The sequence below is a fragment of the Burkholderia sp. SCN-KJ genome (genome assembly GCF_024656005.1).
Classification (GTDB): Bacteria; Pseudomonadota; Gammaproteobacteria; order Burkholderiales; family Burkholderiaceae; genus Burkholderia.
In genome coordinates this window covers 84,935-103,902 of record NZ_JANKOG010000020.1, presented here as the reverse complement: position 1 = coordinate 103,902, position 18,968 = coordinate 84,935, and the positions used below count along the sequence as shown (strand labels likewise).

Below are 18,968 nucleotides of genomic sequence, written 5' to 3'. Positions count from 1 at the left end.
GTATAGCTTTCTCCCGTCTCGGACCTGTCGACTCGTGGCATGCGTTTGCAACCGACGAAAAAAAACCCGGTCACAAGGACCGGGCGTGTTTCAGGAAATAGCGAGCCATTGCAGTCGCTCAGCACACAACTTCGATTGTCTCGCCGAACGGGGCACGCCGAGCGCGCTTGAGCGGTGTCGTCGACGCCCAAAGCACTGGGTAAGCCGGCTCTTCGGACGGAAACGTACCGACCATATCAGTCAAGTACACGAGAAACGCGGGGTCGATACCCTCGCTCTTGATCCGTCGAAACGGATCGATGAACGAGGTACCGCCACCACCTTTCAGCGGCGCCAGCTCGACCGGGTCGCCCCGCTCGATCACCTGAACCTGCGTTACGCGCTCGTCGCAATCCATCACGATCAAGCGACGCGGGCGAACCGCATCGGCAACGGCCAGGATCTCTGCCGCGAACTGCGCCTGCGTTTCATCCCAGACCGAGCCGCTGGCGTCGCGGACAAACACCGCGTCGCCCACCGCCGGCTCGTTCAGTGACGGCAGATACATCCCGAGGTGCAAGTAGCGACGATTCGGCTGCGCCCACGTATAGTCGGTCGGCGCAGCGTCCTGCGCAAAGCGATGCAGAAGCGAACGCCAGTCGACGACCGCGGCGACAGATTGCTCGACAGCGGCCTGTAATCCGCCGCCGAGCTTGCCGCAGGCCTGCGCAGCCTTGGCCGCCTGCAGCACGGCCACCTTCCACTCCGCCGCTTTCGCCGCCTTGTCAGGCCCGGCATACTGCCGGACTTCACCGCACGACGCTGCCGGGCCACCCGCCTTGTCGTCGGAGGGTCCCGGAGGCTGCGAGCCGGGCGAACCTGTCGGTTTGCCCGCCTTACCTCCCGACGGCGGATCGCTTGCCTGCTTGCCGCCAGGCTGCTTCGCCACTCGGCGTTTCTCATGCGAGAGGACGCCGTACACCTCTTCGGCCGACATCCCCTTGAAGCGGTGATCAATGAGCGCGCCCGACGGAAGCTGCATCCCTGCAGCCTCCACCATCAGATTGACGACGTAATCGCACGCCTCGTTCCAGCCGTCGGGGTCGCGATCACCTTGTCGCCAACAATGCCCGCCGGCTACGTGCCATACCTCATGGGCGAGCACGCCACGGACCTCCAGGTCGTTCAGGCGCTCGGCATAGGTCGGGTTGTAGCCCAGCGTCTCTCCGTCCGTCCAGAACGTCTTGCAGCTCAGGTCCTCGCGGACTTTGAGCCGTAGCGCCAAGGCGCCGATGAACGGATGGTCGAGCACCAGTGCCGTGCGCTGCTTCGCGATGCGTGAGTCCATGACGACCTCATGCAGCGGCGAGGAACGACAGGCCCGTCGCCGACTGAACCGGGATCTGGTCAGTCAGCGGCGCCGCCGGCGCGCCGCCCATGAAGGCAGCCATCAAGCCCTCGATCTCGGTCGCCTTGCTGGCAACCTGCGACCGGAGCACTCGCGACTCCTTCAGATCCGCTCCGTTGTGCGCTGCGAGATGCTGCTTCGCCTCCGTGAGGATGTGCGCGAGCTTCGGGTCGTCGCTGAAGTTCAGCTTCGGCAGCAAGTCGCACAACTCGCGCACATGGTTCGCGACGTCGAGACGGACGTTCCCGGTCGCGTACAGGCGAGACGCCATCGTCGAAACGGCCTCGTACAACCGCCCGACCAAGTCGTTATTCGCGGTCTGGATCGATGCCATCGCGTGCTCGTCGATCTCCGTGCGCAACGTCGTCAGGACATCGCTCGGCAAGTCAACGCCGAACTGGCTGGCGTCCGGGAATGGCAGGACGGACAGCTTGACGCCGAACTTGCCCTTCAGCTCGGCCAGACTCGGGTAGTCCGCCTCGTTGTACAGGGTGTTCATTTCCGCCCTCGCCTGCTCCTTCAGGTCGAGGTAGTTCGTCAGGAAGATCGACACGGCGAGATCGAACTCGTCTTTCATCGCACGCAGCCGCTCGGCCAGCTCCATATAGACCATGGTCGGCAGCAGCCGCACGCCCAGCTGGTCGTACTTCAGCGTCCGGCTGTAGTAGTGCGAGCGGATCCGATTGCCGATCGACACCACTTCGGCGTAGCTCGGCGCGTACTCCGGCAGCAGGCGCTTGTTGAAGCGCCCGATGCCGCGGGCGTGATGGCTTTTCTCGACCTCTTCGGTGACCTTCCCGTCATAGCGACGGGCAACCCACGTGGAAATCGTGACCGACGACAGCATGACCTTGGATTGCAGATCGGTAATGTTCATGAATAGCTCCAGACAGACAGAAAATGGCGAGACGAAAAAAAAGCCACGGACCGGAATCGGCCGTGGCAACAGGGAAAGGCACTACAGGGCTTGAAGGCGGCTATTCGCCGCGGAGGATCTTGCCGATCTCACCGCCCTGCGCACGGATGAACGCATGATGGCTCTGCAGATCGGGCGTGCGCGCGATCGAGTCACGGACCAGCACCGCCGTGAACTCCCGTTTCCCCGTATCGGCGAGCCGGTCTGCATACTGCAGAACTCGCTCGAAGTTGCCATCGCTCGCCTTGTGCGCGAGCGCCGCAGTGAGGGCGTACAGGATGCTCGGCTCGTCCGGGATTGCGCCCCGGCTTGGGTCCAACAGGATCGCGTCGACCGACGGCAGAGCGCGGTAGATCGAAAGAAAGCTGATCAGCTCGGCACCGGCACCTTCGCCGACCGTCGCGCAAATTGCGTCAGGCAGCAAGTCAGCCGAGACAGCCGGCATCGTCTTCGCGAGAAATCCCCACTTCCGGGGACTTGCCGACGCGACAATATCGCGGCTGCTGCGCGCCTCCCAGAGCAGGTCCGGTCGGAAGCGAAGGAACGCGATCAGCTCGGGCAGAACGTTCTGCCGTATCGCCCAAGTCGTCCAGTCATCGACAGTGGCTTCGAGCTCGACGACCGCCGCAAAACGCGAGATCAGCGGATCGAGGATCCCGCTGACACCCGCGTTGTCGCTGCGGCGATTCGTTGCCGCGACGAACGTGACGCAGTCGGGCAACTGGTGCTCACCGATGCGGCGTGCGAGCAGCAGCTGCATCTTGGCCGCCTGCACCGCCGGCGAAGCCTGCCCGAGATCGTCGAAGAACCAGACCAGTGGACGCGCCGCCGACAGCGCCCGCTCGAGGTCGCCGAAGGGCAAGAATCGGGCATGCGTGCCGTCGGCCGACGGAAACGGCAAACCCTTCGAGTCGGTCGGATCTTCGACAACCGGGTGACTGATGAGCAGGTCGTGCTCCGCCTCCTCGGTGGCTGCTTCGACGATGTCGGATTTGCCAATACCAGGCCGGCCGGTAATCAGCACCGGAAGGCGCTTCGGAATGTATGTGGCGAGCAGCTGGGTGAGGCGTGCGGGAGAGAGTTTCATGGGGACCTTGAATGAAAGAGCCCCACGGGAATCGCGCCCGGCAGGGACGTGACCCTGCGGGGCGATTGGAGATGCCGCGATGCGGCGATTCGATGCGTCCTGAGACGCGAGTTGATGCCTACGAACGAGCGCCGATGAGCGCTGCGGCCTGCGTCGACGTCAGCGATGATCGCGGAACGCACGTGGCGCGGTTCACGATCATGACACCGTAGACGTCGGCGAGAACCCGGGCCTCGGCACAGAGAACGATCAGCTCGTCGGGCCCGGTCGGCGCCGGCGAGCGGTTGCGCCACACGTTGATCGCCACCTCGATCTCGGTGATCGACACGGCATCGGGTGGCAAAGGATTGGAAGTTTCAGATTGGTTCACGAGTGACCTCGGAAGTGTCGCCCCGTGAAAGACGCCCGGCGGGACGTGATTCCCTTGGGCTGGAAGTGGCCGCATTGCGGCGGATTCGATGCGTCGGTGACGCGGTGAGTAAAGCCAGTGTAGGAGCCGCCATCCTGCGTGCAGGCCGGAAAGATCGAGAAATTTACGGGGCTTAGAGACCATCCCGTTCCGAATGGACGAAAAAAAACCGGCGCACGTGGCGCCGGTTGTTCAATGTCGGGTGGCGAACCACCTCTTACGTCCCAAGCAGGTCGCCCTGAACGTTCACCATCGGAAGGACTGCATCACGGATCTCAGCGTCGCGCTCACGCATCCGTCGGGTTCGCTCCTCGCCGACACCGTTGTGCTTTTCGACCACATAGATGAAGTACAGTGGCGTTGCCGGTCCGCGCCACGCACTCCATTCGGCCATGATTCGCGCTCGGATCTCCGGCTCGCACGCGAAGTAGGACGCACGACCGGCGCGCCAATGTCTCGCGTCGAGATCGCGCATCACCTGCTCACTCTGGCGCGCTCTATCGATTCTCAGCGCCTTCTCCGCGTCGACGTCGGTCTCGGGTGCCGGCGCGAGCTGATCTGCGAACAGCGGGCAGTCACGCTCGAGCTTCCGAGCAACACGTTTGTGCCGATTGAGAAACGCCTGTTCCTTTCGGCGGGTCCAGACGTAGTCCCCGTACCGCACGGTTCGATCGAATCGCATGTTTCGCTCCTCGATCAAGCCGCGAGCAACGTGAGCCGCGACCGCGCATAGTCCAGCGTGCCGTTCTTCGCGTGGAGTATCCGCCCTTCAGTCGAACCCGGCTTCGCCAACGCGTATCGCGTCGCCGCACCATGGCGAAAGCTTCGGATCTCCGAGTAGCCGTCGGCGATCGCCTGATCAACGTGCTCGACGCCCGTGATCAGCACGTTGTCGTGCGTGCGGTACCGGGCGAGGCCTGCCTGTTTCTTCGCGTCATTGGCGGTCTCTTCGGCGCGACGGTGCGCGCGGGCGGCGTCCTGCTTTGCCTCCCACTCGGCTTGTGCCGCCTCGTCATAGCCGCAGAACGCGAAGATCGCACGCCGCCGGCGCGTCGAGTGCAGGCCGCGCAATGAAACACCGAATTGCTCGCGCAATACACGCTTGCTCTGGTCGTTCCAGCCGGCCGCGTGGTCCAGGACCGACAGCAAAGCGCCAACGTTACGCGCCTCAACATCGGCGGCAAACCGGTTGGCCCCTTCGAACGTCATGCGGCCTCGCTCCAGCTTCGCCATCTCGACCTGCAGGTTGTACTGCCGCAGCGAGATCCGCCCTTTCTGTCGGTCGGCTCCGAGCCTGTCCAGCGACTTTTTCAGGACGGCGTCCCCGATCAGATCACGCAGGCGCTCGGCTACGGGCGACATCGCGGAGCCGACGTCCACCGGACGCTGGTACTGTTCGGGAAGATCCGGCTTGTCGACGAGGCCTGCGGCGAACAGCCGGTCGTCAACCTCCACGTAGGAGATACCGGCCGGCGCGGACTGCAGCGCGGCGACGATACCGGCACCGAGCTCGGCGTCGATCTGCCTTTTCTCGTGACGGTAGATCGCCACCGCGGACTGCATGACGTCGTACGGGAGCGTGTTGCGCAGAACTGGCACGTCCAGGAGAACGGGGAACCACCGCAGGTCGTACTCGAAGCGCTTAGCGTCGCCACGATAGTCCGCCAGCACCGAATCAGGAATCGGGTGATCCAGAAACAGCGCATAGGCGACATGAACCTCGTGCCGGCCGTTTACCCCGCCTGAGAGCGAGAGACGCGGCCCTTGCGACGTGAAGCCGAACAGCGCGTTTGCAACGTGGTCACAGACATCCGGCAGGTGGAAGCGCCGACCGGCGCCACGCGCGGCCTCGACTTCGGCCTCGAGTTGCTCGCCGGACAGCATCCATGCCGGTTTCGTCGCCAGCTCGAACATGAACTGGAAGACCTCCCAGCGCTTGCGCGTGACTTGCCAAGGCTGCAGTTGTCGCCCGTCCCGGCTAAACCAGCGGTTGCGGATTTCTTCGAAAAGCGAGGTGAAGATCGCTTCGGCCGTGCCAGGCTGTCGTACGGTCAAGATTCCGTTGTAGCGGAGGATCGGCATTTCGACGCCACCGCGCGTGAGCGAAATCTCGGTCGTTTCGTAAGCGGATAACGTTGCGTCGTGAAAAAACACGTGGAATACGTGTGCAAGGGTGTCGACGTGGATCGAGGCGTCAGGAGTTTTGATCGTGTACATCAGTGGTTGTCCTTGCGAAAAGGGGCAACCACCCCATCCGGGCAGTTGCCCCGGATTGGGAAAAATTGAAGGTGACTCGTCAGTCGATGTTGAGCAGGTTCGATACCACCGCGGCAACGGCCCAGCCATGGGAACGCGTCAGCGTCTTGATGCGAATGAGCGGTTGAGTTCGCCAGTGGCCGACGCCCAACGCTGCATCGAGCCAAACTGTGTCGAGACGGACAATCCACCCTTCCGACTGACCCCGCTCGATCGACACGCAGCAACGCCGCTTATTCTCGCCAGCAGCCGGCCATTTGGACCATGGCTTTCGACCAAACACGGCCTCGTTTGCATACATAGACCGATTGGCAACGAACACCCATTCCGGCTCGAGCTCCGTAGCACGAAGAGAGTCCTCGATGTATCGAGCAACCTCCTCGACCGTCTTACCTTCGAGTTCAAACGCGTCCTGCGACCGCGATACCGGCCGCTCCAGTACTTCAGACATGGAAACCCTGAAAATAAAAAGGGCCACACCGAAAGGTGCAGCCCTTGATTGATAGGCGGCCGCCCAGATGGGCGACCGTCAGTTCGATTTAATGCGTGTGGTGCCGCAGAGAACGACGTTGGTCGCGCTCCGCCTTACGACCGCGTTCGCATGCGACGATGCCGTAGCCGCAGAACACCAACGTCAGAAGCAGTGCAACAGGACCGAAGTACATATTCATTCTCCGTTCATGGAATCCATGCCTACGACATAAGTTACCACACCGATCACGACCAGTGCTGCAACGTTCATCGCCGCCCAGATCGAGAACTCCGAGATGGCGTGCACGTAGCCGACCACACCGACGATCGACGAGACCGTCAGCGTATGGCAGAACCGCCCGAACTGCTGCCGCTGGTCCTTGGACCAGGAAGCGCGAACCAGTCGCGCGCCCAGCCGGGACCGCGGCGAGGCGGCCGGCGGCTCTACCGAGACGACAGCAAAGCTGTCGACCGTCGATTGAATGAGCTTTGCCTCATTCCCATCCCAGGATGCGGTGATCACCGGCGGCGATTCACTCTCATGCACGACCGCCAGGAAAGCACGAACACGGGCCGAAACATAGACCATGCCGAGTTCCGCGTCATAGGACCCGCGATCGATTATCGAGATCCCCGAGGGGTACTCGATGCAAACGTCGACGAATTGCATCCCGCCCCCTATCGCCGGTCGTTATCGAGACCATCCACGAGCCGCAGGCCGCCAAGCAACGCCTGGTAACCCTCGTCCGTGTCGAGCTGCGTGAGCGGCACGACGTTGTCACCGCCGCCCGACAGGTCGCGGTGACCGCGCCGGGTGCGAAACGACACCGCGACATGCTGGCGCGATGTCGAATCCGCAATCTCAAGCATCATCCGACTGGTGCGCAGGGTGACGCGGCAGCCGCGGCCGGCCTTCGCCGGCTCGGCTACCACCTCGTGCTCACCTGCTCGCAACCGCAGATCGCGCGCAACACGATGCAGCATCCGCGTCGCATGGTGGGTCAGCGCAGCGTCGGACGCAACGCCACCCGCGCGCCGGTCCGCGTACAGAACTTTCGGTACCTTGAACATCTTGCCCTCGGAATAAAAAAAGCGAGGCCCCAAACGGGAACCTCGCTATGCAGGAAGAAGCCGGCCGCTGCCGGCGAATGAACGGCTCAGCGCGTGATGCGCATGCCGGAAGAACTGCTGACGAGCATCACGCGATCGCCAGGGGCGAAGCGCTGCTCGTCGGACTGAACGACGACCAGCGTGCGGCCGGACACCGTGCGCACGACGACCTCAAGGCCAGCGTGGCGCGCGAGCGATTCCGACAGACGCTGCGACACGTAGGCAGCGCCGGCGCCAGCGAGCGCGCCAGCGATGTATCGGCCGTTGCCGCCGCCGATCGTGCGGGAGCCGAGAAATGCGCTGACACCCGCGCTCAACAGTGATGCCAGACCGGAACGGTCCGACTCGTTGCTGATCGTGACGCCGCGCACGCTGACGACCGTGGCCGCCTCGATTTCTCCCGCGCGCTGAACGTCGTAGCGCTGGTAGACATCGGGCGAACCGAAGTCATACGAAGCGCACGCGGTCAACGAAGCGAGGAGCAGAACAGAGATGAGAAGCTTGAACATGACGATTGCCTCAAAAAAGAGGGCAATCGCCCGTCAGGGAAATTGCCCTGACTGGGAAGCCGACGCATGGTCGGTGAGAGAAATACGCACGGACAGAGCCGATGCGAAGGGGTCGATGCGCAGACGCGCGGGAAACAGGATCAGTGTAGGCCGGCGTGCCGCCATCACCCGCCGGAATCGTCGAGAAAACTGCCCCGCTTTCCTCTGGACGAAAAAAAAGCGCCTGCCCGATTACTCGGGAGGCGCTGGTATCAGAGAAATTCAGTTTGCCTAGATGTATCCTGCGGCCCGGCTGAAATCGAGATTGCCGGGCCCTTCGTAGATAATTTCGACGTCGATGGCAAGACATTGACCACCTGCGAACTCGAACCTATCGCCCGCCTTGATCGCGGCTATTCGGTCCGCTGTCTTACCGTAAACGACGAACCCCCATCGCTCCCCTTCGGCCATGCTGAACCGTGGGAACTGAACCGCACGCTTGAAGCGTATCACCGCATGCGGCAAGTCAACGTCCCGCACGGTCTCGGTACCCGAGCGTCCCATGAGTAATGCTCCTCGAACTTGGGCAGCGCCCAACGGGCTACCACCCGTTGGATGAAGAAAAGCCGCCTCGAAACGAGGCGGCAAATTCAAACTGCTGCCGTCGCTTTCCGGCTCTTGCGAGCCTTCGGCTTTTTCGGCGGGGGCGCCTCGTAGCCGAAGCGCGCCCACGCGGCGGGATCAATCGATATCGGGCTGGTGCGACCCGTCTCCAGGTTCACAAAGCTGCCCGAATACTTCAGCGACCCCGTCCTGTAAAGCGTCCAGAGCAGGTTGTAGGCCTGTACCGAGATCGCTTGATTGATGACGAGGGACTGCTTGCGTAGCGCATCGGCCATCGAGCAGGACGGTGTGTCGTCGTCCCTGTCGTTCTTGGCGTTCAGCAGGTCCGGGAACAGATCGCCCACGTGGGGCAACCGGTCGTGCCGGGCCTTGCCGAACTCCCCGAGAATGACCTGACCACGATCCGTCTCATTGCCGCAGTCGAGGTAGTAACGACAACTCCCGCGCTTCGCTGCCTGCACGATGGCGTGCCGCGCGCGACGTGAGTCGACGCAACCCACCACGATGTCGGCGACAATCCGCACCGACGAATCGACACGCCGCGGCTCCGCAACCCAGTTGGTTCCCATCAGGTTGTTGAGCCGGTTCACGAGCAGCAACGCCTTGTAATGCCCGACGTCATTGGGATAGAACCCCTGCCGCCCGACATTCGTCTCGCTGACAGTGTCGTCGTCGTACACCGTGCACTCGATCCCGCCAGGGTGGCCGAGCTCGATCATGGCGTGATGCAACCGCGCGAGACTGGGAAGAAATGCGCTCCCGGTCCCGCCGGCTCCAACCACCACAACGCGCCACGGCCGGCGGAGCATGTCGGCGGGAATACTATGAGTGATCACCTCGCTCATCACACCCCCTCCATTGTCAGCGCCGCCGCCCACGACTCGGGCGCGCGCTCGAACTTCTCGAAGATCCCCTTCGCGCAAAGCCGCAGCGCGACGGACGGCGTACGATCGCAATGGCCCAGCACGAGCGCAAACTTCACGTCATGCTTGTCATCCTGATTGTCCGTGCGCGAGAAGAACGCCGGGCTCGTGCCATGGGAATGGCAATCCACCACTAGCCATTCGCCGTCTGCCAGTCGCGGCCGCTCATAGACCAAATGCCCCGGCCCGTGCGACAGCGAAGGCAAGGCAACGATGCGGAACGCACAGGTCACGCTGTTCCAGACAATCCACGCCCCGACCTCGTTTGGCAACGCCGGCCGGGCCATCGCATGAAACTCCGCGACGAGCGCGGCCGGAATCTGCCCGCACAAGAGCGCCGTCGTCTCTTCGATCTTCCCGTACGGGACAGCTGTCGAGACTGCGTACTGCGCGATGCGACGCACCACACGCACCCAGGGACGCAGGACTTCGAGATAGACGCCATCCGATGCGATGAGCAGGCGCTCTCCCGAACGCGTCATCGGGACAACAGTCTCCCGCGACGGAACCATCACCGCCGGGAAGGACTGTTGGAGAACGGTATCGAGCGGATTCATGCGCCCCTCCCGACTTGCCCGTTGACCAGCTGCTCGAGCGTCCGGTTCATCGGCACCAGCGCGTTGAGCGGAAACGTCTCGCCGAACTTGCCGTCGAGCATGTCGCGCCAGAACGCGTACTCGCCGTCCTTGTACTCGATCCGTTTGCCGCCGGCGTTCGGATGCGTGAAGGCCGAATCGAAGAACCCGGCTTCCCAGCCATCGATCGACGCCACATCCACACGCTTCGGAACCTGCGCACTGCCGATGCAGATCCGGCCCATGTCCCAGGTGTTGAAGTACGGCGGTTCGAACAACGGCGTCTCGCGAACGGGGCGATCGCTGCATGCAACCGCGAACACGCGAAAGCCCTGATTCGAGGCCTGGAACACCAGCCCCGGATGCGGAACAACGGCGCTTCGCTTACCAAGGTTCTCGCATTCGAAGAACACTCGGCGCATCGCTGGCGGACACCACCACGTGACTGCTTCAGGCGACACCCCGAGCACCGTCGCTGGCAAAAACTCCGCCCGCGGTGCGACGTGCTCGGCGAGCTGCTGAAGCGTTTGAACAAGCACCTTCCGGTCGAGCGGCCGACCGGCGCCAATGACGGGTCGGCCGCTTTTGCGGTCAGCGATGACAGCGTGGGCTGTCGCAAAATGCGCACCATCCTTGCCCGTATAGAGCAACAACGCTTGCGACAACGCGACATCCGAACCGGTTCTGCCGGCCGAGATACCAGACATAACACACTCCTTTAAGTGGGTTGACTCACCAGCGCAAGAAGCCGGTCAAGGTGAGTGAGAATTCGAAACGCCAGTGCCAGGTCGGCGTACTGGCGGCGGATAGCTTTCGGCGTTGACGCCAGCCGGGAGAAGCCGCTGTAGGTCGTCGCATCCCCGCATTGAGCGGCACCGTCAAAGTGATGGTCGAGAAGGTCGCCAACAAACTCGTTGTCCTCGACGATCACCGAGCAAATTCCATAGACAGGATTTGCGTCATAGCTCACGTGAAACAGATCTCTCGTTCGGCTACGGCGCATCAGTGTCCGGAGGTTGAGGACCTCGGTGCATACGCGCCGAGGCATGCCCCTGCTACGAGCGCGAAGCCGCACCAGTTCCGGGTCCGTCATGGCGCGTCGATCACGCCACTTACCGCCCCTAAACACACACGGATCAGCGTCGTCGGGGCAGAGCTGTGGGCGAACAACCGACGGCAGATACGCAGAACGGGTCTCAGTGTCGTCCTCGAAGCGTTCCTTCAGCGCTTCGTCGGCATCCTCGTCTGAAATGTTCGGATCGCCGTCCCAGTACCAGCAGGAAAATTCGTAAATGAACCAGTCTGGCAGGCGGATGAACATCGTCCGAGCCGATGCGCGATACAGCGCGCCCATCACCGTCCGGAAAAGCAACGGGTGGGCCGAACGCAACGTCTCGATCGCCCCTTCAAGCGAGTAGACCCACTCATCTTCAAGGCCAAACCCGAAAAACAGCGGCGTCGGGTCGTCATCGTTGTTCCCGTTACCGAGGGCATCGAGAACATCACGAACCGCATGCGCGTCAAAGAGATGCGGCGTGAATCGGAGTCGGGAAAGACGCCCATACTGGCGTCGCGTCCACGCATGAAACGCCTGCTGGAACGCGTCGCCGGCGTCGGCCGGATCATGAACATCACCTGCACGCAACGGTCCGTACTGGAAATGCTTCAGGACCAAATCCGACAGGTTCACGTCTTCACGCCACTTCAACCGAACCGCCCCCGGCACCTCCGTCGAGAAGGACGGAAGCGTCAGAAGATCAGCGGCAGGTCGACGTCGGGCAGGGGCAGCGCGTGGCGGTTGCCAGCGCGCGGCCGAGCCAGCTGCGATGCTTGAATCAGGGAGTGCAGGATCGAAGAACATTTCCGCATTTCCTCGTCATATAAAAAAACCGGCCTTTCGGCCGGTTCCTGTTGGTTGAAGCCACCATCCGGATCGGACAGGGCTTTGAGCAGATCGCGTTTACGCATGGGCGCCCTTGGCACCCGCCGCGCGGACAAATTTGTAGTGCGCCACCTCGCCCTTCATTTCCGGGCCGTCGACCGCAGCGGTCGTCAGCTCCGGATACTGGGCGGTGTAGAGATCGCGTACCTGGTCAGGCGAGAACGTCGGACCGGGATCCAAAAGCGCCATGCCGTTGTAGGTGAACTCGCGAACCAATACTGCGATGCTGATCGACATGGTTCACCTCACAGGAGCAACGACGACAGATCCGTGCCGGCCGGCTTCTCGTCGGCCGGGGGCGTCACCCCGGGCGCGGCGGCGGTCGGTCCGGCCCCTTCCTCATCGGCATCAGCGTCTTCGTCCACAGCCGCATTTGCGGCCTCAGGCTTCGACGCTTTCGACAATGCCTTCTGGGCCTTCGTCGCCTGCGACTGCTGCTGGGCCTCGAGGATCGCATTGGTCGCCGCCACCTGATCGCCGAGCGACTGATGCGCAGCGGTAAAGCTGCTGATCGCCGCTGCGAAACCCTCGTCGAGCTCTGCGGCCGTCGCTTTCAGGATCAACGGCTGCCGCAGCATCGCGTCCTTGCCGCCTGCCGGCGTCAAAAACACGACGATGTTTTCGCCATCCATCGTCAGCGACAAGACGAGTTTTTCCGCAGAACGAAGCAGCGGTTCGAGTGCTTGAAACATTTAAATCTCCAGAAAAAATATGCGCCGCACGAGGCGGCGCAGAATTTTGATGCGGCTCGATCGTGAGCCGCCCGCTACTTAAAACTTGAGGACCTTCAGGAGCTTGCCCTCGTATGTGAAACCTTCGACGGCGAGCAGCGCCGTGATGACTTCGGCCTTCGACTTCGAGAACACTTTCTTGAAGTTGTCGCCCATCGCCGCGCGCAGCCCGAGCTCGTCTGCGATCACCATCATCTCGGCCTTGGTGACGAGGTCCAGGAACTCCTTGTCGAGCTTCCAGTACTGCGTCAGGTCGAGGTTGTGGTGCTTACAGAGTTGCTTGAGATACGTGACGTCGAGACCTTCGATCGCCGCGACAAACATGCCGGTGACCAGCATCGCAGCCTGCTCATCCGACGTGGTACAAGCGAGAAGAAGAGCCTTCGGGAGATCGGCCGCAGGAGCCTTCTCGTCCGTCACCTTTTCGTAGACAGATCGGAAAACTTCGTCCTTGATCTGACGCGCATAGCCCGCGAGGACGATTGCGATCAGGTACTGTCGAGCGAGCACCGCATTTTTGCCGACGTCGCGCCGCAGTGCCTTCCGCCACAGCGCCTCACGGTATTGCTTCACCCGGTCGGATTCGGCGACGACGGATACGGCCGCCGGCGCAGATGTATCGGAACCCGATCCACTCTTGCCAGCTGCTTTGGTCGAAACGGTAGAACCCTTGGCGTCAGAGGTCTCGGCTTTCGCCGCCGCCTTCTCAGCCGTGATCCGGTCCGCAACCTTGCGCATATTGCAGACAGTGTCGAAACACTGGCCGCGGAAGGTCTTGCCGAGAGAATCGGGCAACCCGCTGACCGCGACGCCGTAGTTCTGGCAACCGTGGCACGCCTTCGCCTGCTCGGCGCCAACGCCGTTCGGCCCATCGACCGCGAGTTGAACCCGCGTGTGATTGTCGCCGGCGCGCACGATACGCACGGTCGGGAACTCGTCACGCAAGCCCGCGGCCGTGACCTCGAGCTGCTTGTCCGTCTTCCCGTTGTAGCACTGGCGATTCGTGCAGTTGCCGGTCGCGATCGACTCACCGAACATCTCGGATTGCATCTCCGAGTTGTGCGGGCACGCCGCGCAATCGGTCTTGTCGAAGATCGCGGCGGACAGAGAGCATGCCGCGCTCTCGACGAGCTTTCGCACTTCAGCGACGGACTTCTTCTCGTTGATAATCACCGGGAGCACGCGATCCTGATTTTCCTTGGACAGCGCGGCAAGCAACTCCGCATGACCGAGGAGAATCTGGCGCGTGTTCAGAGCGATGAGGACTTCGTTACTGCAATTCAGCAGTGCGAGTCGGCTGTTGAGCGTGGCAAGGCTCCAGCCGATCCGCCTGGCAGCTTCTTCGCGATCCCCTTGGCAGCGGCCAAGAAGGCGCGCCGCCTCGACTGCCTCGTCACCGGGGGACATGTCGTCACGCTGAATATTCTCGGTAAAGGCAATTTCCTCCGCCTCAACCGGATCCACGTCTTTAACGTTCACCGGCATGTCGTAGTCATCGCCGCGCGTTTCGAGCGCGGCTTTGTACCGACGGCCGCCGGCGATGAGTTCGAAGAATCCGTCGTCGAGGGGACGGACGATAACCGGCGTATCAACACCGCGCGCCGAGATCGACGCCTTCATTTCGGCCATCTTGGCGTCATCGAAGTACGTGCGAGGGTTCCGGCCCAGCTTGATGCGTCCGAGCTTGATAGTAGGTTGCTGCAGAGGGGTTTGTTGCATGGCAGGTTCTCCGAAGAGGGAACCTGCCCCCGATCGGGGGTGGTTCCCGATGGGGTTGGAAAGGAATGCCGGCGGCGCCGGCGGAGTCGATGCGTCAGAGACGCGGTAGATGAAGAAAAGATACCGCTTGAATTTTCGGGAACTCGGCGGAAAGCCCGTAAGAACGCGCTAGCTTTCACCGGTTGCCGGTAGCGGCACCCGCAGGGACTGAAGGAAAAAAAGGCCCGATCGAACGATCGGGCTTTGGTGTAAGAGGATGTCGCGCCACCGCGCGTTTTAGAAGAGGGCCAGCTGATCGACGGCCTCAAAGATACTGGCCCTCGACTGCTCGACAGCGTCGTCGAAGAGATCGCAGAGGGTATCGGCAGGAGGCACTGCAGCGACCGCCGGCACTTCGACGGCCGTTGCCACGGCGACCTCACTATCGAACATCAGGTCATCGTCCGGTTCCTGCTTTGCCTCGGCGTCCGGAGCGACCGCGCTCCGGTCCAGCGCCAATACTTCGCGCAGAGCATCTGCCTGCCTGCGCTGCCGAAGCTTCGCCCGCCAACCGCCGAGAATGTGCGCCGGGGTGTACCACATGCCCCACACTTCGCCGGTGAGTGCATTCCCATGCACGACAATCGCTGGGATATGCATCATCGACAGCTGCAGGTACGTCATATGGACGCAGCGTGCATCGATGTCGATGCACGTTGCATGCATGGTCTGCTGATAGTTCTGGCCGATCGACAGCAATGCATCTGCCGTCGCGATCACCATCCCACCAGCACCACATGCAGGCTCATGCATCCGCATGAACCCCTCCTGCTCTATGACCTCGCTGCGGCTACCGATCGAGATGCCGGCCATCAACCGAGAGACGCAGTAGGGCGTGAAGAACTGGCCGGCCCGGTCGTTGCCGATGTCCAGCATCATGTACGTCTCGCCAAGCACGTCCGTCAGGTTTCCTGGGCACGGCAGCGCGCCCGGAGGAAGGCGGTCGTCGACGCCAAGCCGATGCTCGAACGAGAGTGTCAGCTCCGCGAACATCCTGGCAAACAGTTGCAGCTCTTCGGCTTTGTATTTTCCGACTATCTCTAGGTAGCGTTTTTCCCGCGGTTCAAACTGCGGCTTGTCCACGCTGTTGCTCAGCGCGATAGCGGATATCTCGACGAAATCCGCAAACACAGTATTGATCTGATGGGCATAACCAAACTGCTTGAGCAGCTTCACGAGTTCAGCCTGATGGGGATCGGCTTCGCGTGCAAACTTTTTTTCCGCACTCTTTCGGCTCATACAGCGGCCTCCAGCGTACGGACAGTTGAAATGGACATGGTGCTCTCCAGATTGATGACGGGAGAGCACGCCCGACAGGAGTGATCCCGTAGGGGTGAAGTAGAGGGGCCGCGCGCGGCCGTAGGTCGATGCGTCGTAGACGCGGTGGTCGGAACGGATGGTAAAGCGCGGGACCCGAACTGGGCGCCCGAAATGACGTCAGGTTCGGGCACGCTTTCGCCCCTGCGGCCAAGATGCCGAGATACCCACAATTACGCTGCACAAGCTTGTGGATAAGTCGCCGCCACCCTCGCGTAGCGGCGCTCGCAGCTTGATGCTCACATTTTAAGCAGAACCTGAGCCGCGCAACCGGTTGAGCGGGGTAAGGCGAAAAGCTCCAGCAAACAGATGCGCTTTCGCAGTATTCGTAGCGTTCAGAGGGCTGCATGGTTGTAGTGGGCGCATCCGTCGCCCCCGTCAAACCAACCGGGCACCCGCACAATGACCAGTCGATCCATGCGCGCTCCTCTGGACCGCGCCCGCCATCTCGCCAGCCACACCTTGTTCGTGGGGAAATGGGCCTTCTACATTTTCTTCGTGTTTCCGAGCGTGATTCTCTGCGGCGCTCTCGCGCTGTACAGCAACTTCTCGTTTCAGACGATCCCACGAGAAATCCTGGAGTTCGCCGCACAGACAGCGAACAACCCACCCGCGCAGCCCGGCTCGCTTTCGATCCAGGTATGCAAGGACAAAATTCCCGACCATGCGCTTCCGGCGTCTCCGATCTGCCGGTCGAAAGGGTTCGAGCAGCGGCCGATCGCGGCACTGGCTCGGGATCTTGGCGAACGCCTCTGGTGGGCCTATGCGATTGTCGTGAGTGTTCCGGCAGCACTCGCGATAGGGCTCGGGCTCTTCGGCCGCGATCGCGCCGCGCTTCGCCGGCGACTCGCTAGCTGAAACCGGACGCTTCAGCTTTCGATCGTGTTCTCTTCGACCTTAGCGGCGCTGGCAGCAATCGCCACCGGACTGGTCACCCAGCTCGGCGGCGGCAGGGCCTGGTCATGCCTCGGGATCCTGGCAATAGCCGGGCTGCTTATTGCGGCCGCCAGTACCGTCCGACTCGTCATGGCCACCGTTCGGCACTACGAGCGCAGCCGCGCCGCGCGAATCATGCAGATGCGTCACCCGCACTGCCACGTGAAACGGCTCACCAACGGACAGTGGCTGCTGATCGACAAGGACACCGGAACGGTATACATCCCACCGCGGCTCAAGCATCCCCCCATCAACGAATGGATATAGACCACGCATGACAACCATGAACGGCATTCCGTCAACGAGTGTCATAACACTCGGCCGCCTCGCAAGGCAACTCGAACGCGACTCACTGGCATATGCAGTTCGGATCGCCGGCATGATCACCACTGGCTTCAGCGTCCTGTCGCTGATCACGCTGTCCGGGCTCGGTCGGAACACCACAATTGCGGCAGCACTCATTCCGGCCGGGATCGTCACATTTTCCCTTGCGTCCCGTGCCGCATCCCGGATAGCGATCTACCGCAACACCCTCACCGATCGAATGCTCGGAGCGATTGCCGATAGCGATCTAATTCCAGAGTGGGCCAAGGAGGAAGTCGCGGTCGAGTATCTGGTCCGAGGCCATGTATCCATCGAGACCCTGACCAAGATCGATCTGCGCATCGTCGAGCAGCGCCGTACCGAACGACCCGTCGTGAATTCGTCACCGGGCGCGGATCGACTGGTGGCCAGGTACGGCAATGCCATCGGCAGCACCGCATCATCTGAACGGAGTGCCTGATGACGACCTACAAATCGCCGACCAAGGTCTCGTTCTCGGGCATCGCTGTCCCGGTCGATGACGTTCAGGAAAACCCCGCCGCCTTCGTCCGTCAGCTTGAGCGCGCGAAAATCAACCCTGGCTACGCGCAGTGCTTATGCCGCGGCGCGGCCTCGCAGCTGCGCCTCCAGATCCGCCGATACGGGAGCCTGTTCCATCTTGCCGGGTGGCCGGACGAGGGACCGTTGCACGACCGCCTGACTTGTTCGTTCCACAAGGATCCGAGTGACGGGGGCAACGAATCCGGAAAGACCCTGCCGGGCATCGTGGCCACCGCGGCGGGCTTGCGCGCGAAGCTCGACGTCGCCCTCACACAGCGCACGGTCGGTGCGGTATCAAAGGGCCCACGGCAAGCCGGCGCACCCCCTACCTCGCGCCGCTCGGCGCCGCTCCTCGGCTTCCTGCAGACGCTCTGGCAAGTTGCCGGGCTCAATCGCTGGTCCGGTGTTGAGCGCGCGCGTAATTGGGGCGTCTGCAATGCGCGTGTTCTCGCCGAGATCAGCGACGCGGTGATCAACGGCGAGCCCGCCGAGAAGGTTCTGCACGTCATGCGCAGGTTCCATGAAGCTGATCGCACCGCCATCAACGCCGAGTTCGACGCATTTCTCGCACGCGTTGTCCAGCGCGACGGGACGAACCATCGCGGCCTGGTCATCGGCGAGACCTCAGAAATTGGCGTGACCCCTTACGGGCGCTCGATCATATTGCGACAGAGCGCAAAGCGGTACTACTGCAGTACCGAGCTGATCGCGCTCGCCGAGAAGCGATACGGCCACGCGATGCGCGCCCTCGGCGACGGGAGCGCCCGAGTTGTCGCGATTCTCGTGATCGAGCGTACGCCGAAGGGACATCACGTTGCAGTCGAGCTCGCAGCAATGCTTTGCTCGTCCGCGTACATCACATGCGATTCCATCCACGAAGTCGCTATGGCAAATCGGCTCGTTGCCGAAGGCCGCGCCTTCGACAAGCCAATCCGGCTAAATGAAGGCACCGACATGCTGCCGGACTTCGTCCTAACAGACACCGCGGAACCAACCCACATCGAGGTCTATGGCATGAATGGCGTTGCCGAGTACGAGGCTCGCAAGCGGGAAAAGCAACGTCTCCGCATGGCGCGCGGAATCCAGGCCGTGGAGTGGGATATCGATAGGTGTCAGCTGGTCGATGTCCATTTCCCTCCTATCGCGCGACGAAGCGCCAGACCTTGACATCGCG

24 protein-coding genes are annotated in these 18,968 nt (G+C 62.2%); 4 read left to right on the top strand and 20 right to left on the bottom strand.

The genetic code is table 11. The features are described 5' to 3' along the window. Positions 1-118: 118 nt before the first annotated feature. The 20 genes from NQV17_RS28010 to NQV17_RS27915 all read right to left on the bottom strand — a co-directional run bounded on the left by NQV17_RS28010 (position 119) and on the right by NQV17_RS27915 (position 15,916). Positions 119-1,327 (bottom strand): VWA-like domain-containing protein, encoded by a 1,209-nt coding sequence (locus NQV17_RS28010; protein ID WP_257774753.1) that lies wholly within the window; start codon positions 1,325-1,327, stop codon positions 119-121. 7 nt (positions 1,328-1,334) lie between these two features. Then, positions 1,335-2,264: a hypothetical protein gene (locus tag NQV17_RS28005; RefSeq protein ID WP_060221199.1), complete on the bottom strand. Its 930-nt coding sequence runs from the start codon at positions 2,262-2,264 to the stop codon at positions 1,335-1,337. Between the two features lie 100 nt (positions 2,265-2,364). Continuing rightward, complete coding sequence (locus NQV17_RS28000; RefSeq protein ID WP_257774752.1) at positions 2,365-3,390, bottom strand: ATP-binding protein; 1,026 nt, start codon at positions 3,388-3,390, stop codon at positions 2,365-2,367. Positions 3,391-3,508: 118 nt separating this feature from the next. Then, positions 3,509-3,760 (bottom strand): DUF3717 domain-containing protein, encoded by a 252-nt coding sequence (locus NQV17_RS27995; RefSeq protein ID WP_257774751.1) that lies wholly within the window; start codon positions 3,758-3,760, stop codon positions 3,509-3,511. Positions 3,761-4,016: 256 nt separating this feature from the next. Further along, positions 4,017-4,481 (bottom strand): hypothetical protein, encoded by a 465-nt coding sequence (locus tag NQV17_RS27990; RefSeq protein WP_060321686.1) that lies wholly within the window; start codon positions 4,479-4,481, stop codon positions 4,017-4,019. Positions 4,482-4,495: 14 nt separating this feature from the next. Further along, positions 4,496-6,016 carry a hypothetical protein gene (locus tag NQV17_RS27985; RefSeq protein WP_257774750.1) on the bottom strand — a complete coding sequence of 507 codons (1,521 nt, stop codon included), beginning with the start codon at positions 6,014-6,016 and terminating at the stop codon, positions 4,496-4,498. Between the two features lie 79 nt (positions 6,017-6,095). Next, positions 6,096-6,506 (bottom strand): hypothetical protein, encoded by a 411-nt coding sequence (locus NQV17_RS27980; RefSeq protein WP_096506462.1) that lies wholly within the window; start codon positions 6,504-6,506, stop codon positions 6,096-6,098. Positions 6,507-6,722: 216 nt separating this feature from the next. Then, a complete protein-coding gene (locus tag NQV17_RS27975) occupies positions 6,723-7,196 on the bottom strand; it encodes a hypothetical protein (RefSeq protein ID WP_124902172.1) in 474 nt (157 codons plus the stop codon). A gap of 8 nt (positions 7,197-7,204) precedes the next feature. Continuing rightward, the gene (locus NQV17_RS27970; RefSeq protein ID WP_124902173.1) at positions 7,205-7,597 is read right to left on the bottom strand and encodes a hypothetical protein; all 393 of its coding nucleotides are present in this window, start codon (positions 7,595-7,597) and stop codon (positions 7,205-7,207) included. A gap of 86 nt (positions 7,598-7,683) precedes the next feature. Continuing rightward, the gene (locus NQV17_RS27965) at positions 7,684-8,145 is read right to left on the bottom strand and encodes a hypothetical protein (protein ID WP_059848450.1); all 462 of its coding nucleotides are present in this window, start codon (positions 8,143-8,145) and stop codon (positions 7,684-7,686) included. Between the two features lie 270 nt (positions 8,146-8,415). Beyond that, positions 8,416-8,688: a hypothetical protein gene (locus NQV17_RS27960; protein ID WP_175753957.1), complete on the bottom strand. Its 273-nt coding sequence runs from the start codon at positions 8,686-8,688 to the stop codon at positions 8,416-8,418. Positions 8,689-8,774: 86 nt separating this feature from the next. Then, on the bottom strand, positions 8,775-9,593 hold the full coding sequence (locus tag NQV17_RS27955; RefSeq protein ID WP_175753958.1) for a PRTRC system ThiF family protein: 819 nt from the start codon (positions 9,591-9,593) through the stop codon (positions 8,775-8,777). Next, positions 9,593-10,228 carry a PRTRC system protein A gene (locus tag NQV17_RS27950; RefSeq protein ID WP_257774749.1) on the bottom strand — a complete coding sequence of 212 codons (636 nt, stop codon included), beginning with the start codon at positions 10,226-10,228 and terminating at the stop codon, positions 9,593-9,595. Before NQV17_RS27950 ends, NQV17_RS27955 begins: the two co-directional genes overlap by 1 nt. Beyond that, positions 10,225-10,953, bottom strand: a complete 729-nt coding sequence (locus NQV17_RS27945) for a PRTRC system protein B (RefSeq protein ID WP_257774748.1) — start codon at positions 10,951-10,953, stop codon at positions 10,225-10,227. The genes NQV17_RS27950 and NQV17_RS27945 overlap by 4 nt, the downstream gene beginning before the upstream one ends. A gap of 11 nt (positions 10,954-10,964) precedes the next feature. Continuing rightward, positions 10,965-12,074: a PRTRC system protein F gene (locus NQV17_RS27940; protein ID WP_257774788.1), complete on the bottom strand. Its 1,110-nt coding sequence runs from the start codon at positions 12,072-12,074 to the stop codon at positions 10,965-10,967. Then, positions 11,996-12,214 (bottom strand): hypothetical protein, encoded by a 219-nt coding sequence (locus tag NQV17_RS27935; protein ID WP_059888121.1) that lies wholly within the window; start codon positions 12,212-12,214, stop codon positions 11,996-11,998. The genes NQV17_RS27940 and NQV17_RS27935 overlap by 79 nt, the downstream gene beginning before the upstream one ends. Then, a complete protein-coding gene (locus NQV17_RS27930) occupies positions 12,207-12,425 on the bottom strand; it encodes a PRTRC system protein C (RefSeq protein ID WP_175753961.1) in 219 nt (72 codons plus the stop codon). Before NQV17_RS27930 ends, NQV17_RS27935 begins: the two co-directional genes overlap by 8 nt. Before the next feature lie 8 nt (positions 12,426-12,433). Then, complete coding sequence (locus NQV17_RS27925) at positions 12,434-12,880, bottom strand: PRTRC system protein E (RefSeq protein ID WP_257774747.1); 447 nt, start codon at positions 12,878-12,880, stop codon at positions 12,434-12,436. Between the two features lie 78 nt (positions 12,881-12,958). Next, complete coding sequence (locus NQV17_RS27920; RefSeq protein ID WP_257774746.1) at positions 12,959-14,638, bottom strand: PRTRC system ParB family protein; 1,680 nt, start codon at positions 14,636-14,638, stop codon at positions 12,959-12,961. Positions 14,639-14,914: 276 nt separating this feature from the next. Then, positions 14,915-15,916: an N-6 DNA methylase gene (locus NQV17_RS27915; RefSeq protein WP_257774745.1), complete on the bottom strand. Its 1,002-nt coding sequence runs from the start codon at positions 15,914-15,916 to the stop codon at positions 14,915-14,917. A 495-nt stretch (positions 15,917-16,411) separates the two neighbouring features. Here NQV17_RS27915 and NQV17_RS27910 point away from each other — a divergent pair, with 495 nt between their 5' ends. From NQV17_RS27910 to NQV17_RS27895, 4 genes are read left to right on the top strand one after another with little or no spacing between them, the layout of a single operon-like run. Then, on the top strand, positions 16,412-16,852 hold the full coding sequence (locus NQV17_RS27910; RefSeq protein WP_257774744.1) for a hypothetical protein: 441 nt from the start codon (positions 16,412-16,414) through the stop codon (positions 16,850-16,852). Between the two features lie 24 nt (positions 16,853-16,876). Continuing rightward, the gene (locus tag NQV17_RS27905) at positions 16,877-17,197 is read left to right on the top strand and encodes a hypothetical protein (protein ID WP_257774743.1); all 321 of its coding nucleotides are present in this window, start codon (positions 16,877-16,879) and stop codon (positions 17,195-17,197) included. A gap of 7 nt (positions 17,198-17,204) precedes the next feature. Next, positions 17,205-17,714: a hypothetical protein gene (locus NQV17_RS27900; RefSeq protein ID WP_257774742.1), complete on the top strand. Its 510-nt coding sequence runs from the start codon at positions 17,205-17,207 to the stop codon at positions 17,712-17,714. Further along, complete coding sequence (locus NQV17_RS27895) at positions 17,714-18,961, top strand: DUF1173 domain-containing protein (RefSeq protein WP_257774741.1); 1,248 nt, start codon at positions 17,714-17,716, stop codon at positions 18,959-18,961. The genes NQV17_RS27900 and NQV17_RS27895 overlap by 1 nt, the downstream gene beginning before the upstream one ends. The last annotated feature ends 7 nt before the right edge of the window (positions 18,962-18,968 follow it).

Excerpts from the sequence above, each read along its gene's own strand:
- NQV17_RS28010 (WP_257774753.1), bottom strand. The coding sequence starts at position 1,327 with ATGGACTCACGCATCGCGAAGCAGCGCACGGCACTGGTGCTCGACCAT.
- NQV17_RS28005 (WP_060221199.1), bottom strand. The coding sequence starts at position 2,264 with ATGAACATTACCGATCTGCAATCCAAGGTCATGCTGTCGTCGGTCACG.
- NQV17_RS28000 (WP_257774752.1), bottom strand. The coding sequence starts at position 3,390 with ATGAAACTCTCTCCCGCACGCCTCACCCAGCTGCTCGCCACATACATT.
- NQV17_RS27990 (WP_060321686.1), bottom strand. The coding sequence starts at position 4,481 with ATGCGATTCGATCGAACCGTGCGGTACGGGGACTACGTCTGGACCCGC.
- NQV17_RS27985 (WP_257774750.1), bottom strand. The coding sequence starts at position 6,016 with ATGTACACGATCAAAACTCCTGACGCCTCGATCCACGTCGACACCCTT.
- NQV17_RS27980 (WP_096506462.1), bottom strand. The coding sequence starts at position 6,506 with ATGTCTGAAGTACTGGAGCGGCCGGTATCGCGGTCGCAGGACGCGTTT.
- NQV17_RS27975 (WP_124902172.1), bottom strand. The coding sequence starts at position 7,196 with ATGCAATTCGTCGACGTTTGCATCGAGTACCCCTCGGGGATCTCGATA.
- NQV17_RS27970 (WP_124902173.1), bottom strand. The coding sequence starts at position 7,597 with ATGTTCAAGGTACCGAAAGTTCTGTACGCGGACCGGCGCGCGGGTGGC.
- NQV17_RS27965 (WP_059848450.1), bottom strand. The coding sequence starts at position 8,145 with ATGTTCAAGCTTCTCATCTCTGTTCTGCTCCTCGCTTCGTTGACCGCG.
- NQV17_RS27960 (WP_175753957.1), bottom strand. The coding sequence starts at position 8,688 with ATGGGACGCTCGGGTACCGAGACCGTGCGGGACGTTGACTTGCCGCAT.
- NQV17_RS27955 (WP_175753958.1), bottom strand. The coding sequence starts at position 9,593 with ATGAGCGAGGTGATCACTCATAGTATTCCCGCCGACATGCTCCGCCGG.
- NQV17_RS27950 (WP_257774749.1), bottom strand. The coding sequence starts at position 10,228 with ATGAATCCGCTCGATACCGTTCTCCAACAGTCCTTCCCGGCGGTGATG.
- NQV17_RS27945 (WP_257774748.1), bottom strand. The coding sequence starts at position 10,953 with ATGTCTGGTATCTCGGCCGGCAGAACCGGTTCGGATGTCGCGTTGTCG.
- NQV17_RS27935 (WP_059888121.1), bottom strand. The coding sequence starts at position 12,214 with ATGCGTAAACGCGATCTGCTCAAAGCCCTGTCCGATCCGGATGGTGGC.
- NQV17_RS27930 (WP_175753961.1), bottom strand. The coding sequence starts at position 12,425 with ATGTCGATCAGCATCGCAGTATTGGTTCGCGAGTTCACCTACAACGGC.
- NQV17_RS27925 (WP_257774747.1), bottom strand. The coding sequence starts at position 12,880 with ATGTTTCAAGCACTCGAACCGCTGCTTCGTTCTGCGGAAAAACTCGTC.
- NQV17_RS27920 (WP_257774746.1), bottom strand. The coding sequence starts at position 14,638 with ATGCAACAAACCCCTCTGCAGCAACCTACTATCAAGCTCGGACGCATC.
- NQV17_RS27915 (WP_257774745.1), bottom strand. The coding sequence starts at position 15,916 with ATGAGCCGAAAGAGTGCGGAAAAAAAGTTTGCACGCGAAGCCGATCCC.
- NQV17_RS27910 (WP_257774744.1), top strand. The coding sequence starts at position 16,412 with ATGCGCGCTCCTCTGGACCGCGCCCGCCATCTCGCCAGCCACACCTTG.
- NQV17_RS27900 (WP_257774742.1), top strand. The coding sequence starts at position 17,205 with ATGACAACCATGAACGGCATTCCGTCAACGAGTGTCATAACACTCGGC.
- NQV17_RS27895 (WP_257774741.1), top strand. The coding sequence starts at position 17,714 with ATGACGACCTACAAATCGCCGACCAAGGTCTCGTTCTCGGGCATCGCT.